Source organism: Frankia sp. CcWB2 (assembly GCF_977927585.1).
Window position 1 is genome coordinate 11,888 of the sequence record NZ_CDWRCM010000004.1, and the last position, 14,304, is coordinate 26,191.

The 14,304-nt window shown below is 69.8% G+C and carries 12 protein-coding genes; 4 read left to right on the plus strand and 8 right to left on the minus strand.

Annotated features, from left to right (window positions below; all coding sequences use genetic code 11):
* Both ACY45C_RS01300 and ACY45C_RS01305 read left to right on the plus strand, forming a co-directional pair.
* A partial coding sequence (locus tag ACY45C_RS01300) for a serine/threonine-protein kinase (RefSeq protein WP_462185846.1) occupies positions 1-1,367 on the plus strand: 1,367 nt, incomplete at its 5' end.
* 75 nt (positions 1,368-1,442) lie between these two features.
* Positions 1,443-1,733, plus strand: coding sequence for a hypothetical protein (locus tag ACY45C_RS01305; protein ID WP_462185847.1), 291 nt, complete (start codon positions 1,443-1,445; stop codon positions 1,731-1,733).
* Between the two features lie 87 nt (positions 1,734-1,820).
* On the opposite strand, the gene ACY45C_RS01310 is transcribed toward ACY45C_RS01305, so the two are convergent.
* From ACY45C_RS01310 to ACY45C_RS01320, 3 genes are all read right to left on the minus strand, one after another.
* Entirely contained in the window at positions 1,821-3,341 is a 1,521-nt protein-coding gene (locus ACY45C_RS01310) for a metallopeptidase TldD-related protein (RefSeq protein WP_462185848.1), read from the minus strand.
* Positions 3,338-4,906 (minus strand): TldD/PmbA family protein, encoded by a 1,569-nt coding sequence (locus ACY45C_RS01315; protein ID WP_462185849.1) that lies wholly within the window; start codon positions 4,904-4,906, stop codon positions 3,338-3,340. Before ACY45C_RS01315 ends, ACY45C_RS01310 begins: the two co-directional genes overlap by 4 nt.
* 262 nt (positions 4,907-5,168) lie before the next feature.
* Complete coding sequence (locus ACY45C_RS01320) at positions 5,169-5,963, minus strand: Cof-type HAD-IIB family hydrolase (RefSeq protein WP_462185851.1); 795 nt, start codon at positions 5,961-5,963, stop codon at positions 5,169-5,171.
* A 156-nt stretch (positions 5,964-6,119) separates the two neighbouring features.
* Here ACY45C_RS01320 and ACY45C_RS01325 point away from each other — a divergent pair, with 156 nt between their 5' ends.
* Positions 6,120-6,449 (plus strand): phosphoribosyl-ATP diphosphatase, encoded by a 330-nt coding sequence (locus ACY45C_RS01325; RefSeq protein ID WP_462185852.1) that lies wholly within the window; start codon positions 6,120-6,122, stop codon positions 6,447-6,449.
* 40 nt (positions 6,450-6,489) lie between these two features.
* Entirely contained in the window at positions 6,490-7,338 is an 849-nt protein-coding gene (gene hisG, locus ACY45C_RS01330) for an ATP phosphoribosyltransferase (RefSeq protein WP_462185868.1), read from the plus strand.
* 16 nt (positions 7,339-7,354) lie between these two features.
* On the opposite strand, the gene folE is transcribed toward hisG, so the two are convergent.
* The 5 genes from folE to dacB form a co-directional block, all read right to left on the minus strand.
* The gene (folE, locus tag ACY45C_RS01335; RefSeq protein ID WP_462185853.1) at positions 7,355-8,095 is read right to left on the minus strand and encodes a GTP cyclohydrolase I FolE; all 741 of its coding nucleotides are present in this window, start codon (positions 8,093-8,095) and stop codon (positions 7,355-7,357) included.
* Positions 8,092-10,353 carry an ATP-dependent zinc metalloprotease FtsH gene (gene ftsH, locus ACY45C_RS01340; protein ID WP_462185854.1) on the minus strand — a complete coding sequence of 754 codons (2,262 nt, stop codon included), beginning with the start codon at positions 10,351-10,353 and terminating at the stop codon, positions 8,092-8,094. The genes folE and ftsH overlap by 4 nt, the downstream gene beginning before the upstream one ends.
* Positions 10,354-10,588: 235 nt before the next feature.
* The gene (gene hpt, locus ACY45C_RS01345; RefSeq protein WP_462185855.1) at positions 10,589-12,358 is read right to left on the minus strand and encodes a hypoxanthine phosphoribosyltransferase; all 1,770 of its coding nucleotides are present in this window, start codon (positions 12,356-12,358) and stop codon (positions 10,589-10,591) included.
* A 73-nt stretch (positions 12,359-12,431) separates the two neighbouring features.
* Positions 12,432-13,589, minus strand: a complete 1,158-nt coding sequence (locus tag ACY45C_RS01350) for a zinc-dependent metalloprotease (protein ID WP_462185869.1) — start codon at positions 13,587-13,589, stop codon at positions 12,432-12,434.
* A 113-nt stretch (positions 13,590-13,702) separates the two neighbouring features.
* Positions 13,703-14,304, minus strand: a 602-nt coding sequence (gene dacB, locus ACY45C_RS01355) for a D-alanyl-D-alanine carboxypeptidase/D-alanyl-D-alanine endopeptidase (RefSeq protein ID WP_462185856.1), incomplete at its 5' end; no start/stop codon positions are given.

Below are 14,304 nucleotides of genomic sequence, written 5' to 3' on the forward strand. Positions count from 1 at the left end.
CCCATCAGAATCTTTTCGCCAGAACCGTGGTAATCAAGATTATCAATGCTGCCCTGGGAGGCGGCGACGCCGCCCGCCGTTTCAGCCGTGAATGCCAGGCGGTTGGCAGGCTGTCCCATCTTCCGGAGGTCGTGAGCGTCTTCGGAGCAGGAACGACGGCTGACGGAAGACCGTTCACCGTCATGCAGTACCTCCGCGATGGCTCCCTGGCCGAGCGGATCCGGGACGGTGGCGCGCTGTCCGTGCCGGAGGCCATCGGTGTCGGCACGCGGCTGGCCCGGGCGCTTGTCGCCGCGCACGGCGCCGGCATAATCCACCGGGACATCAAGCCCAGCAACCTGCTCGTCACCCCGGACGGGCATATCGTTCTCAGCGACTTCGGTACGGCCGCCATCATGGCCGATCCGGGTGCGTCCGCAAGCCTTGCCGTTTATACTCCCATCCACTGCGCGCCAGAGGTCCTGAACGGCGGCCAGTACGGAACCGCTGCGGATGTCTACGCCTTCGGGTCCCCCCTGCACACCCTGCTCGCGGGTGTCGCGCCCTTCGCGCCCCGTCCCGGTGACGGGCCGGCGACCATACTTCGGCGCATACTTGCCGGGAACGTGCCCGAGCTGCCGGTGAACATCCCGCCGGAGCTGCGGAGCCTGATCCGACGGATGATGGCCCTCGATCTGGAGCGGCGACCTTCCGTCACAGAGATCGTCGAGGAGCTTGACGCTCTTGGCCGCAACGTCGGGACCAGCGCGCTGGGGGTCTCACCGGCATCCTCCGTTCCCTTGGACGACACCGTTCTCAGCGATCCGGAGGGTTCCCTGAGAACGGCGTCCGACGGCAGCCAGGGCGCGCCGAGAGCGAGGGACACGAGCGAGTCGCCAACCATCGTGCACCACAAGGTTTCTGAAGGCGACCGCGCACCCGGTCGGCCAACGGATGCGCGAGGCCTACGGCGGGGCCGGAGACTGGTCGTTCCCGCGGTCGTCCTCACCGTCCTCCTGCTGGCATCCGGGGCCATGGTCGGCGTCTGGCGCCTGACGGCGATTTCGGCGGGCGGACCGGCGACCGTTGCTCCCTGGACCCCACCGGCTCACCCGACCCTCCGCACGCCGACGACCAGCCCCGCGTCGCCGCGAACAGCGCCAGCCATGGTCACCGCGCCCGCGCCCGCGCCCGCGCCCGCGACCGTGGCCGCGACGCCGAGCGCCGCGCCGTCCCCGACTCCCGCCGTCGTACCGTCGACGACCGTGGCGGAATCAGATCCACCGGACCCGCCTGTGGCCAGCCCGTCAACCGTCCCACGGTTCACGGCGAGTCAGGAAAGCCTCTACGATCTTCTCAAGGCTTCCGTTCTCAATCGTTCGACGTGAAGGGGGCGCGCCGACCTGGAATCGAAATACGACGCGATCGCAGCGATCTCCTGCAAGACGGCAACCGACACCACGTTGGTCTATCTGCGAAAATTCTCCACCCGGAGCGCCTATAACGACTATTTCGCCGGGCAGCGGTCCCACGTGGACGGGACCGGCCGATGCCGCTCCGGGGAGGAGGGGTCCAGCCGGTGGAACCACAACGGCGACGAACGCGGACCGCTTGTCTGCATCCGTCTCAGCAACGGTGACTACCGGATCGCCTGGGGCTTCGACGACGACAAGGTCGCGGTGTCCAAGGAGGGTGCCAGCCTGTCGAGCCTCTACAGCTGGTGGGAGGATCACGCGAACCTGCTGACGTCCTAACCGTCCAGGATGTGAGAACCCCGTCGGCCCGGCGGCGGGGTGACCAGGTACGAGAGCATCCGCGTCCGTCCCCGGAAGGCCCGGCGGTCAGTTCGCCGGGCTGACCGAGGACATGCTGAAGTCGGGGATCCGTACCGCGGGCATGCGGGTGAGCGTGAACCAGTCCGCCCATTCCCGCGCCATGGTGCGGGTGGTGGCGCCGATCTCGGCCAGGCGGCCGAGCAGGTCGACCGGTGACTCGTTGAAGCGGAAATTGTTGACGGCCCCGGTGACCTCACCGTTTTCCACCAGGTAGACCCCGTCCCGGGTGAGGCCGGTGAGCAGGAGCACCTCGGGATCGACTTCGCGAATATACCACAGGCTGGTGAGCAGGAGCCCGCGTTTCGTCGAGGCGATCATCTCCTGCAGCGACGCGGAGCCTCCGCCGTCCAGGATCAGATTGTCGATCATCGGGGTGGTCGGGACCCCGGTGGCACGGGCGGACGCGCGGGTCTCCACGAGGGCGGCGAGGGTGCCGTCCGAGATCCAGTCGGTGGGCCTCAGCGCCAGCCCGTTGTCGAAGATACTGGACATCGACGAGGAGGACTGCGCGGTCACGAAGGGGGTCGTCGCGAGTTCCGGGTCGTGCGGATCGCTGGCCAGCCGCAGCCCCGCCGGTCCGATCGCCTCGCCGAGACGCGTGCCGCCGCCGGCCCGGCTGAAGACCGTCCGGCCCTCGGCCGCGTCCCGACCGGCAGCCGTCCAGTACATGTAGATCATCAGATCCGCCACCGCGGAGGGCGGCAGCAGCGTCTCGTACCGGCCGGCCGGCAGTTCCAGCGACCGTTCGCACCAGGCCAGCCGGTCGCGCAGCGCCGCGTCGGTATCCGCGACGTCGACGTCGGTGAAGTCACGGGTCGACTGGCCGTGCCAGACCGAGCCACCGGGAACGCCGCTCTTGGCGTTCCACTCCACGCTGCCGGTCGGCTGGCTGTACCGCAGCCGTAGCCCCGTCGACGTCCCGAGCCACGTGGTGGTCAGATTGTGCTCGGCGAAGCCGAACAACCGCCGCCCGCCCGCCCGCGCCGCGGCGAACGCCTCCGCGAGGTCCCGGGCGAAGGAGGCGAACACCGTGGTGCTGGTTCGGGCGGCCGGATCGGTGAAGGCCTCGGCCGCGCCGCCCGCCGACCCCGCACCCGCGCCGACGGCCGTTGTGTCCAGCCCGAGCAGGTCCGTGTAGTCCTCGGCATCCTCGGCGTCCCGGGCCGCGTCCTCGGCGGCGCGGACGAGCTCCGCGAGGCCGTCGGCATCGGTGGGATGCGGCAGGTCGGTGGGACGCGCGGTGGGGCGGCCGCCGGGACCGGGGGAGTCGATGGTGGAGGCCGTCCGCACCCCGAACGAGCGGCCGATGACGCTGATAACGGTGATCGACCGGTCCCGGCTGGCGCCGTTGGTCGTCAACGTGTTGTTGGCCCAGCGCAGGTTCACCGCACTGGACTCGGTGGCGATCACTACGCAGCCGTCCGCCTTCGACAGGCCCAGGGCGCGTTCGACGATCTCGTGGGTGGCCTCGCGCACCATGCTTCCTCCGTCGGCTGAGACTGGTTCCGGTCCGGCCGGCCGGCTCATCGACCGGCCTCTCGGCGAGCATTGAGGATGTTGGTGCCGCGGAACAGAGCCGACGGGCAGCCGTGGCTGACGGCCGCGACCTGGCCGGGTTGGCCCTTGCCGCAGTTGAACGCACCGCCCAGCACGTAGGTCTCGGGGCCTCCCACGGCCTCCAGGGACCCCCAGAAGTCGGTCGTCGTCGCCTGGTAGGCGACGTCGCGGAGCTGGCCGACGATGCGACCAGAGCGGATCTCGTAGAACCGCTGGCCGGTGAACTGGAAGTTGTACCGCTGCATGTCGATCGACCAGCTCTTGTCCCCGACGACGTAGATGCCGCGGTCGACCCGGCTGATCAGCTCCTCGGTCGACGGGCCGCCGGGCGCCGGGAGCAGGGAGACGTTCGCCATCCGCTGGATCGGCACATGGGCGGGGGAGTCGGCGAACGCGCAGCCGTTGGAGCGGTCGACACCGAGCACGGCGGCATTGCGGGCCGCCATCGCCCGGTCGAGCTGATACCCGACGAACTGGCCGTCGCGGACGATGTCGAACCGGCGGGTCTGCACGCCCTCGTCGTCGTAGCCGATGGTCGCGAGCCCGTGCAGGGCCGTGCGGTCCCCGGTGACGGTCATCGCCGGGGAGCCGTACCGCAGCGTGCCCAGCTGGTCGAGGGTGACGAAGGAGGTACCGGCGTAGGCGGCCTCGTAGCCGAGCGCCCGGTCGAGCTCGGTGGCGTGCCCGATCGACTCGTGGATCGTCAGCCACAGGTTCGACGGGTCGATGACCAGGTCGTACGGCCCTGGTTCGACCGAGGAGGCCCCGGACTTCTCGGCGAGCAGACCTGGGATCAGGTCGATCTCGCTCTCCCAGTCCCAGCAGCCGGCCGCGGGGCCCGCCACCAGCCACTCCCAGCCGCGACCGACGGGCGGGGCGATCGTGCGCATCGACTCGAAGCCGCCCGCGGGATCGACCCGGGTCGCCTCGATCTGGCAGATCACCCGCACCCGCTGCTGTGTCGTCGTGGTCCCGGTCAGGTCGGCGTAGTACTTGTTCTCCATCACCGCGCTGAACCGGCCGTCGACATGGTCGACATCGTGCGCCGCGAACAGCGTCCGACACAGGCCGCCGACCCGTTCGACCCGGTCCCGGGCGTCGACCGCGAACGGGTCGGTCGCGTAGGCCGAGACCCAGACCGCGTCGGTGTGGGTCGGTTCCGGGGCGAGTTCGACCGGTTCGGAGTTGAGCGGGGCGGCGACCTGGGCCATCGCGACGGCCTCGCGGGCCAGCCGCGCCGCCTCGTCCGTCGTCAGGTCGACGCCGGCGGCGAAACCCCAGGTGCCGCCGTGTACCACCCGGACAGCCAAACCCAGCGTCGCGCCTTCATGGCGACTTTCCAGCGAGGTGTCGCGGAACGACAGCGAGGAGTCCTTGAGCCGTTCGATGCGGATGTCGGCGTGCGTCGCGCCGAGATCACGTGCGGTCTGCAGAGCCGCGTCGGCGAGCGCGGTGCGCGGCAGCGCGAGGAACTCGCCGTCGATCTCGTGAGCCGGCAGCCCGGATGAGGCCGAGTTCTGGACGAGGGTTGCCATGCCCCTATCCTGGCCCGTCTGTGCGACGGATGTCGGGGCGGCATGCTCGGATGACGCTGCGCATGCAGACGCTGCGAGAGCGCGAGACCGGGAGGCGCTGCCGTGTCCGGATCCGGCCGGGCAGGCATCAACGCCGCGGTCCGCCGGGAATCCCCGTCGTCGGCCGGGAACCGGCCGGAGGGTATTCACGAAGAGTGCCCGGCCCGGTATGCGGCCCGGTCGGGATCGGGATGGACCAGAATACCCAAGAAGATCATTGTAGTTATGGGAAAAGACGCTCCAGGACGATCGCGACCCCGTCCTCATCATTCGACACGGTGATCTCGTCGGCGGCGGCCAGTACTTCGGGATGGGCATTCGCGACGGCGACCGCGTATCCGGCCCAAGCGAACATCGGTAGATCGTTCGGCATATCTCCGAACGCGATGACGTCGGCGGCGATCACCCCCCGCCCGGCGGCGAGTTCAGCCAGTGCCACCGCCTTCGACACCCCCGGTCCCGCGATCTCGAGAAGGTCCGCGCTGGAGGTTGTGACGACGGCGTCCATCCCGGCGAGTTCGACGATGGCGTCGTACACCTCCGTAAACGGAGCGCCGCCCCGCCGGACAAGCAGTTTCGTCGCCGGCAGGACGCCCAGCAGCTCCGAGAACTCCGCGACGATCTCCTCGGGATCGGGCCACATCGTCTCGAAGGCGGGTTCCCGGCCGAAGCGCACGCCGCTCTCGACCGCGAACACCGCGTCGGGAACCGCGGCGCGGATCGCCGCCGCCAGCCGCAGGGCCGTGGCCGACTCCAGGCAGCGATGGCTGACCGGCTCGCCGGAGTCGAGATCGAAGACCAGCGCGCCGTTCGCGCAGATCGCGAGCCCAGAGACCTCGGTCTGGGCGACGACGCCGGCCATCACCCGACTGGGTCGTCCCGTCACGAACACCACGGTCGCCCCGGCGCGTTCCACCCGGCGCAGCGCCCCGCGGGTGCGTTCGGACACCGTGCCGTCGCTGCGGATCAGCGTCCCGTCCAGGTCGGTGGCGATGATCGCGGGCGGAAGCACAGTCATCAAGTTAACCAGCAACATGGCGGCCGGTGGAGGGACTCCGTCGCACCGGCTCGCCGGCTGGCCGCGGAGCGCGTGTCTGTGGTCGTCGTGTGCCGCTCCGCGCCGCGGGCCTGCGGGGCGGAGGTCGTCCGCCCGGTGACGGGTAGCATGCCGAGCATGGTCCCTGCCGATCGGCCCGCCGTGCCATCCGTCGGCGCATCCGATTCGTCGAATGTATCCAACCTGAAAACATTCGACGAACTCTTCGTCGAGCTTGCCGAGAAATGGCGGCGTCGGACACCCGGCTCGGGAACTGTCGCCGCGCTCGATCAGGGCGTCCACCATCTGGGCAAGAAACTGGTCGAGGAGGCCGCTGAAGCGTGGATGGCGGCCGAGCACGAAGGCCGGGGAAGGGCCGCCGAGGAGATCTCCCAGTTACTCTACTGGAGTCAGCTGCTGATGATTTCTCTAGGCCTTTCGTTAGACGACGTATACTCCCATCTGTGATCGATTCCCTGTCCTTTCTCGTAGACGCTGAGTAGTGACGATGCTTCGTATCGCGGTTCCGAACAAGGGGGCGTTGTCGGCCGCCTCCGGTCAGTTGCTCTCCGATGCCGGCTACCTCGCGCGGCGCGAGGGGAGCGAGCTGGTGGTCGCCGACGTCGAGAACGACATCGAGTTCTTCTTCCTGCGCCCTCGGGATATCGCTGTCTACGTCGGGTCGGGTCGTCTCGATCTTGGTATCACCGGGCGCGATCTCCTCCTCGACAGCAATGCCGCCGCCGAGGAGCTCGTTCCGCTTGGATACGGGTTCGCCACGTTTCGTTACGCCGCTCCGGAGGGGACGCTCGCGGACATCACGGAGCTCGCCGGCAAGCGGATCGCGACGTCGTTCCCCGCGCTGGTCCGGGCCGACCTTGCCGGTCGGGGGGCCACCCCGGGTGGCATCGTGACTTTGGACGGTGCGGTCGAGACGGCGGTGCGGCTCGGCGTCGCCGACGCGGTCGCCGACGTGGTCGAGACCGGCCGTACGCTCAAGGCCGCGGGTCTGGAGCTGCTCGGCGAGCCGGTCCTGCACTCGGAGGCCATCGTGATCGCCAAGAGGGGCGCCGATCTGTCCCCTTCGCATGAGCGTCTGCTGCGCCGGATCCAGGGGGTTCTGGTCGCCCGGCGGTACGTGATGATGGACTACGACGTTCCGACGGCCGTGCTCGACAAGGCATGCGAAATCACACCTGGCTACGAGTCCCCGACGATCTCTCCGTTGCAGCGCGAGGACTGGGTCGCGGTGCGGGCGATGGTGCTGCGCGCCGAGGTCAACCGCATGATGGACGATCTCTGGGAGCTGGGTGCCCGGGGCATCCTCGTCTCCGGGATTCAGGCCTGCCGCCTGTAATCCCTGCTACCCGGAGCTACCTGTGCAGGATGAGCGACATGCCCTCGTTGCGGGTAGCGGTGCTGAGGAACTGGCCACGCACCGCGGATGTCACCGTGGTGGCCCCGGGCTTGCGCACACCGCGCATCGACATACACAGGTGCTCCGCCTCAATGACGACCATCACTCCGCGCGGGTCGAGCACCTCGACGAGGGCGTCCGCGATCTGCGAGGTCAGCCGTTCCTGGACCTGCGGGCGACGGGAGTAGAGGTCGACCAGCCGGGCGAGCTTCGACAGGCCCGTGATCTGGCCCTTGCTGTTGGGGATGTAGGCGACGTGCGCCTTGCCGGAGAACACGACCAGGTGATGTTCGCACAGCGACGAGAAATCGATGTCACGGACCAGCACCATCTCGTCGTGGCCCTCATCGAAGACGGTGGTCAGGACCTCGGAGGGATCCCGGCCAAGACCCTCGACGGCTTCCCGGTACGCCCGCGCGACCCGGTCCGGGGTCTTGCGAAGACCCTCGCGGTCCGGGTCCTCGCCGATCCCGATCAGTAGCTCACGAACTGCGCGTGCGACTCGGTCATGGTCGAAGGGACGGGCCTGCCGCGGCCTGCCATTGCCCGGCGCCGGGGTTGACACAGCCGGTCCGTCGCCGTCGGCGATGGGGTCCGGGATGCCGAAACCGTCCATTCCTGGGGCCTCCGCCGCGGGAGATGATTCACCTCGTCGTTCGCCCGCGGCAGTGGACGCCCCGTCGGAATAAGACGTCAACGGCGTCTCCTCTCGTCGTCGCTCGGCCAGCTCGGCGGGGCCCACGGGTTGGCGATCCTCGGCCCGTCATGGGCCGGACCTTCGCCTCCGGGGGGCGCCGGCGTGCCCCGGCCCTGGGGATAACCGTGCCCCCCGGGGCTGCCATTCCCACCCGGACCACCGACATCCGTGCCGTGCGGTACCCCCCCGCCCGGACCGGGCGGGTCGACCCCGGGGCCCGAGCCCGCGGGTGCCCCCGGCACGCCGGTGGGCTGACCGTGACCGCCGGCCCCGTTGCCCCCGGTTCCGTTGCCGCCCGGTCCGCGTCCGGCGGCACCATTACCGTGGCCCGGGTCGTTCACCAGGTCGGCGACATCCGCCGTCAGCAGGCCGAGCTCGGCCGGAGTCTGCACCGGTGGCCGGTCGGAGGGGACGCGACGCCCCACCCCGGTGTAGATGCCACGCACGGGGCGTTTCTGGACCGTCGCGAAGACCTCGGCGACCTCGTCCTTACTCAGCGTCTCGGTGTCCATCAGCCGCAATACGAGGTTGTCCAGGACGTCCCGGTAGGTCACCAGGATCTCCCAGGCCTCGTCGTGTGCGGCCTCGATCAGCCGGCGCACCTCGATGTCGATCTCACTGGCGACCTCCTCGGAGTAGTCGCGTTGGTGGCCGACCTCCTTGCCGAGGAAGACCTCGCTGTTCTCGGTGCCGAACTTGATCGCGCCGAGCTTGTCGCTCATCCCGTACTGGGTGATCATTGCTCGCGAGATCTGGGTGGCCTTCTCGATGTCGTCGCTCGCCCCCGTGGTCGGGTCGTGGAACACCAGCTCCTCCGCGGTGCGCCCGCCGAGGAGGACGGCGAGGCGGTCGAGCATCTCCGAACGGGTCGAGAGGTACTTGTCCTCCAGGGGAAGCTGCATCGTGTACCCGAGCGCGCGCCCCCGGGGCAGGATGGTCACCTTGTGCACCGGGTCGGAGTTGGGCAGTGCGTGCGCGACCAGGGCGTGGCCGCCCTCGTGGTAAGCGATGCGCTTCTTCTCCTTGTCGCTCATCGCGCGGGTCTTGCGCTCCGGTCCCGCCATCACGCGGTCGATGGACTCCTCGAGCAGCGCCGACGAGATGAATTTCAGGTTGGAGCGGGCGGCCAGCAGGGCCGCCTCGTTCAGTACGTTGGCGAGATCGGCACCGGTGAACCCGGGGGTCCGCCGGGCGATGACCATCATGTCGGCGTCCGGGCCGATCGGCTTGCCCTTGGAGTGCACCCGCAGGATGGCCTCGCGGCCGAGCAGGTCCGGCCGGTCCACGACGATCTGCCGGTCGAAGCGGCCGGGCCGCAGCAGGGCCGGGTCGAGGATGTCGGGCCGGTTCGTCGCGGCGATGAGGATGACCCCGCCCTTGACGTCGAACCCGTCCATCTCGACCAAGAGCTGGTTGAGCGTCTGCTCCCGCTCGTCGTGGCCACCGCCGAGTCCCGCTCCGCGGTGGCGGCCCACGGCGTCGATCTCGTCGACGAAGACGATGGCGGGCGCATTGGCCTTGGCCTGTTCGAACAGGTCGCGGACCCGGCTGGCGCCGACACCGACGAACATCTCGACGAAGTCGGAGCCCGAGATGGAGTAGAAGGGCACCCCGGCCTCACCCGCGACGGCCCGGGCCAGCAGCGTCTTGCCGGTTCCTGGCGGGCCGTAGAGCAGGACCCCCTTGGGGATCTTGGCTCCGATCGCCTGGAACTTGCCCGGGTTTTCGAGGAACTCCTTGATCTCCTCGAGCTCCTCGATGGCCTCGTCCGCACCGGCCACGTCGGCGAACGTCGTCTTCGGCGTGTCCTTGCTCACCAGCTTCGCCTTGGACTTGCCGAAGTTCATGACCCGGTTACCGCCGCCCTGCATCTGGTTCATGAAGAAGAACAGCAGAAGGACGACCAGCAGTACGGGCAGCAGGTTTAGCAGGAGCGAGACCAGGATGTTTCCACGGTCGACCGAGACGTCGTAGGCGACCCGCGTGTTGCGGAGCTCGTTCGCCAGGACGACACCCTGTTCGGTGACATAGGACGACTCGAACTTCTGGCCGTCCTTCGTCTGGATCTGGATGAGCTGCTTCGAATCCTGGATCTTGGCCTTCGCCACCTGGCCTTCGTCGATCTGCTGCTGGACGAAGTTCAGGTCTCGCTTGCCGTACTCACTGGGACCCGAGAGGACACCCGTCGTGAGAATGATCACGAACAGGACCAGGAGCAGCAGTGGCACCCAGCCGCGGAAAATTCTTCTTGGAGTCATCTGTCTGGAGCACCGGACACGAGCGCTCCACCCTCCTGACGTGTGTGCTGCCCTCGATCGGGATTCCCTTGTGCCGAGGGTACCGCCGGTGCGCGCATCTCACCGCGTGTACATCCGACCAACGGATCGGCGGCCCGCGCTGTTCCGATCGTGGCGGTCTGATGGTGTTCGGTGTTTCGCTCGTGGCGGATGCGGCGATCGAGGGCGTATCCGAGCGGGCGGAAGGCCGGCAGGTTCAGGCCGGGGCGCCCCGCTCGATCGCCGCGGGTGTGAGGGTCCCGACAAACGGCAGGGTTCGATAATACTCCGAGTAGTCAAGACCATACCCGACGACGAACGCGCCGGGAATATCGAAGCCGACATATCGGACATCTACGTCCACGGTGACAGCTTCGGGCTTACGGAAGAGCGCCAGGACCTCGAGCGAGGCGGGGCCGCGTGAGCGCAGGTTCTTCAGCAGCCAGGACAGGGTCAGCCCGGAGTCGATGATGTCTTCGACCACCAGGACGTCCCGGCCCTCGATCGACCGGTCCAGATCCTTGAGGATGCGCACCACGCCGGACGAGGAGGTCGACGACCCGTACGAGGAGACCGCCATGAACTCCATGGTCAGCGGGACCGTCAGCGCGCGGGACAGGTCCGCCATGACCATGACGGCGCCCTTGAGCACGCCCACGAGCAGGATCTCCCGGCCGGCGTAGTCGGCGTCCACTCTGGCCGCGAGCTCGACGATCTTCGCGGCGATCTCGTCCGAGCTGACCAGGACCTCGGCGATGTCGGGATGCGGGCTGTGCCGGAGGCCGTCATGGGCGCCTCCGGCGTCGGGGGTCGTCGTCGCGGCCTGACTCACCTGGTCGTCCTCCTCGATGTGTGGCGGGGTGGCGGCATCCGGCTGTCGGGCGGCGGGGCCGGCTGACGACGGTGGAGGAACCACCGGCCCGGTCAGCGTGACCCTGTTCTCCCATCGCCGGGCGAGCACGCCGGTGGGAAGCGGTACCGGCTTCTGTCCGCGCCACCGCGTTACCAACTCCTCCACCGCCCAGATGTGCTCCGCGCGCAGCGCGGAGGCCGACGCTCCGACGTCGATGGCCGCCCGGCGCAGCAGCCGACCGCGGAGCGCCGCGGTGAGCCCGGCCAGTGCGGCGACGTCGAAGGCGACCTCGCCGGTGCACGGCCGGCCACGAGCCATGACGACCTTGCCGTAGACCTCGGCGGCCATGGCGTCCAGGGCGTCCGCGTCGGCCCGCAACAGATCGGCACTGCGCGCCAGCGACTCGGCGATGCCCGGGCCGAGCTCCGTCTCCAGCACCGGCAGGACCGTGTGACGCACCCGGGACCGGGTGAACGCCGGGTCCCGGTTCGTCGGGTCGTCCCACACCTCGAGCCCCTCGGCGAGGCAGGCGGCCCTGGTGTCCGCGCGGCGGATCCCGAGCAGTGGCCGGCGAAGCAGGCCGTCGTCGGCCGACATCCCCCCGAGGGACCGGGCGCCCGCGCCCCGCGCGAGCCTCAGCAGCACCGTCTCGGCCTGGTCGTCCAGCGTGTGGCCGAGAAGCACCGCTTGGGCGCCGAGCCGATCGGCGGCCGCCGCGATCGCGGCCCGCCGTGCCTGTCGGGCGATCCCCTCGGAGCGAGCAGTGTGCTCGGTCAGGACCTCCGCCGGATCCAGGCCGAGGGCCCGACCCTGGCGGGCGACGCGCTCCGCCCGTTCGGGTGAGCCGGCGTCCCAACCATGATCGACCGTGACCATGCCGGCCCGCAGGGCGCGGCGGGGGGCGACGAACGAGAGGGCCGCGGCGAGTGCCAGGGAGTCCGGGCCGCCGGAGCAGGCGACCAGCACCAGTCCGCCGGGTGGCAAGTCGGTGACCGCGCGGCGAACCGCCAGCCTGACTGCCGCGACCGCGGGAGCGGGAGATCTCGACGAGTGAACCGTGCGCGGAGCCGGATCGCCCGGTCGGACGTCGCCGGCATGGCCGGCGTGGTCCTCACCAGCGATCGGTGGGGTCACAACGTCGGCCGGAAGGCGGACGTGGAACAGCCCGGGGAGTCGGCGACCCCCGCGGCCCCGACGACCATGGTGCTCACGCCGAGATCGGCGGGCGGCTGCCCAGGACCCGTTGCATCCAGGCGGTGGGATCGACCAGCTCGGCGCGGGTCGGCAGCGCCGCCGGTGACTCCCAGACGGTGTTGAAGCCTGTCACCCCGGCCTGCGCGACCACCGCACGCACGAACGCCCCCCCCTGGCGGTACTGCTGCAGCTTGAGATCGAGACCGAGGAGCCGGCGGACGAACCGGTCGATCGGCGATCCCCCGCCGCGGCGACCCTCGAACTTCGTCCGGATGTCGGCGACGGTGGGTACAATCTTCGGTCCCACCGCGTCCATCACCTGGTCGGCGTGGCCCTCCAACAACGTCATGATGGCCTGGAGGCGGTCGAGAACCGCTCGCTGGGCCGGGGTCTGCAGCGCCTCCACGACGCTCGGGCTGTCGGCTCCCCGGTCGAACACCGCCCCGCGCAGCGCGCTCATCGCCGAGTGGACGCGGTCCGCGAGGACGTCTGGATCGAGGTCCGTGGCCTCAATGAACGCGGTGATCTCGGACTCCAGGTGGGTCCGCAGCCACGGCACGGCGGTGAACTGACTGCGATGGGTCTGCTCGTGCAGGCATACCCACATCCGGAAGTCCCGCGGCACGACCCCCATGGCTGCCTCGGCGTGCGCGATGTTCGGTGCGACCAGGCTGAGGCGCCCGACCGACCCCGGCACCCCGACCGACCCCGGCACCCCGAGCGACCCGGGCACGTTGAGCGGACCCGGATCGTCCCTCCCAGCCTGGTACTCCTCCGGCGGCAGGAAGACCTCGTACTGGCCCAGCACCTTGCCGGCCAGATAGGCCAGGGCTGTGCCGATCTGGACCCCCGTGACCCGCCGACCGACCGCCGCGGCGAGGTTGCCGCGCTGCTGTTCGGACAGTTTGTCCAGCAACGGGGAGGTCAGCACCCGCAGACCGGCGACGTTGGAGCGGACCCACTCCGGCCGGTCCACCACGGTGATGGGGGTGGCCGGCCCGGCGGGAGTGAGCCGGGTGTAGTCCTCGACGTGCCGCTCGGCCTCGACGGCCAGTCGCCGCAGCTCGGAGACGACCTCGCCGGCCTGCTCCCGCGAGATCTGCGGGCCGGGGCGAACCAGTTTTCTCGCCGTCGTCACGGCGAGTTCCCAGTCGACCAGCTCGGCGTCCACGAATCTGAGCGTACCGGGCTCGCCCGTCGTCTGCGTCCGGTCATGGACCGTGCCGAGAACGGGACGGGACGCGCCGGGGGCGCCGACGGTCCCGCTCAGGCCGACGGTCCCGCTCAGGCCGGTGGGCGCGATGGTGCCGGCGGGATCGCCGCGGTCGTCGACCGGGCCGGGGTGCATCCGCAGCCGGCGAGCGCCGCGGCGGCCCGGTCGAGGGCGGCCTTGGTGCCGCCCGCCTCTTCGGCGGGCGAGAGGAACGCGAAGAGGAGCAGCCTGCCGTCCGCGTCGACGAGCTGGCCCGCGAGGCTGCTGACGTTGTGCAGAGTGCCGGTCTTCGCCCGGACATCGCCCGCTCCGATGGCGGTGTCGCCAGTGGTGTAGCGGTCACCCAGCGTACCGGAAAACCCGGCTACCGGCAGCCCCGTGAGAACGGTGCGCAGCGCCGGCCGACCGGGGAGGACCGCGGCGCGCAGGATGGCCACAAGGGTCATGGGCATGATCAGGTTCGCGATGGACAAGCCGCTCACGTCGGCCAGTGTCATCCCGGCGACGGGGATGCCCGCCTCGGCGAGGACGCCCCTCACTGCGTGGGTGGCGCCGGCGAACGAGGCGGGCAGGCCCCGCCGGTGGGCGACGAGCCGTCCCAGGCTCTCGGCGAGATCGTTGTCTGACTGGGTGAGCATGCGTTCGACCAAGACCCGCACCGGAGGGCTGTAGA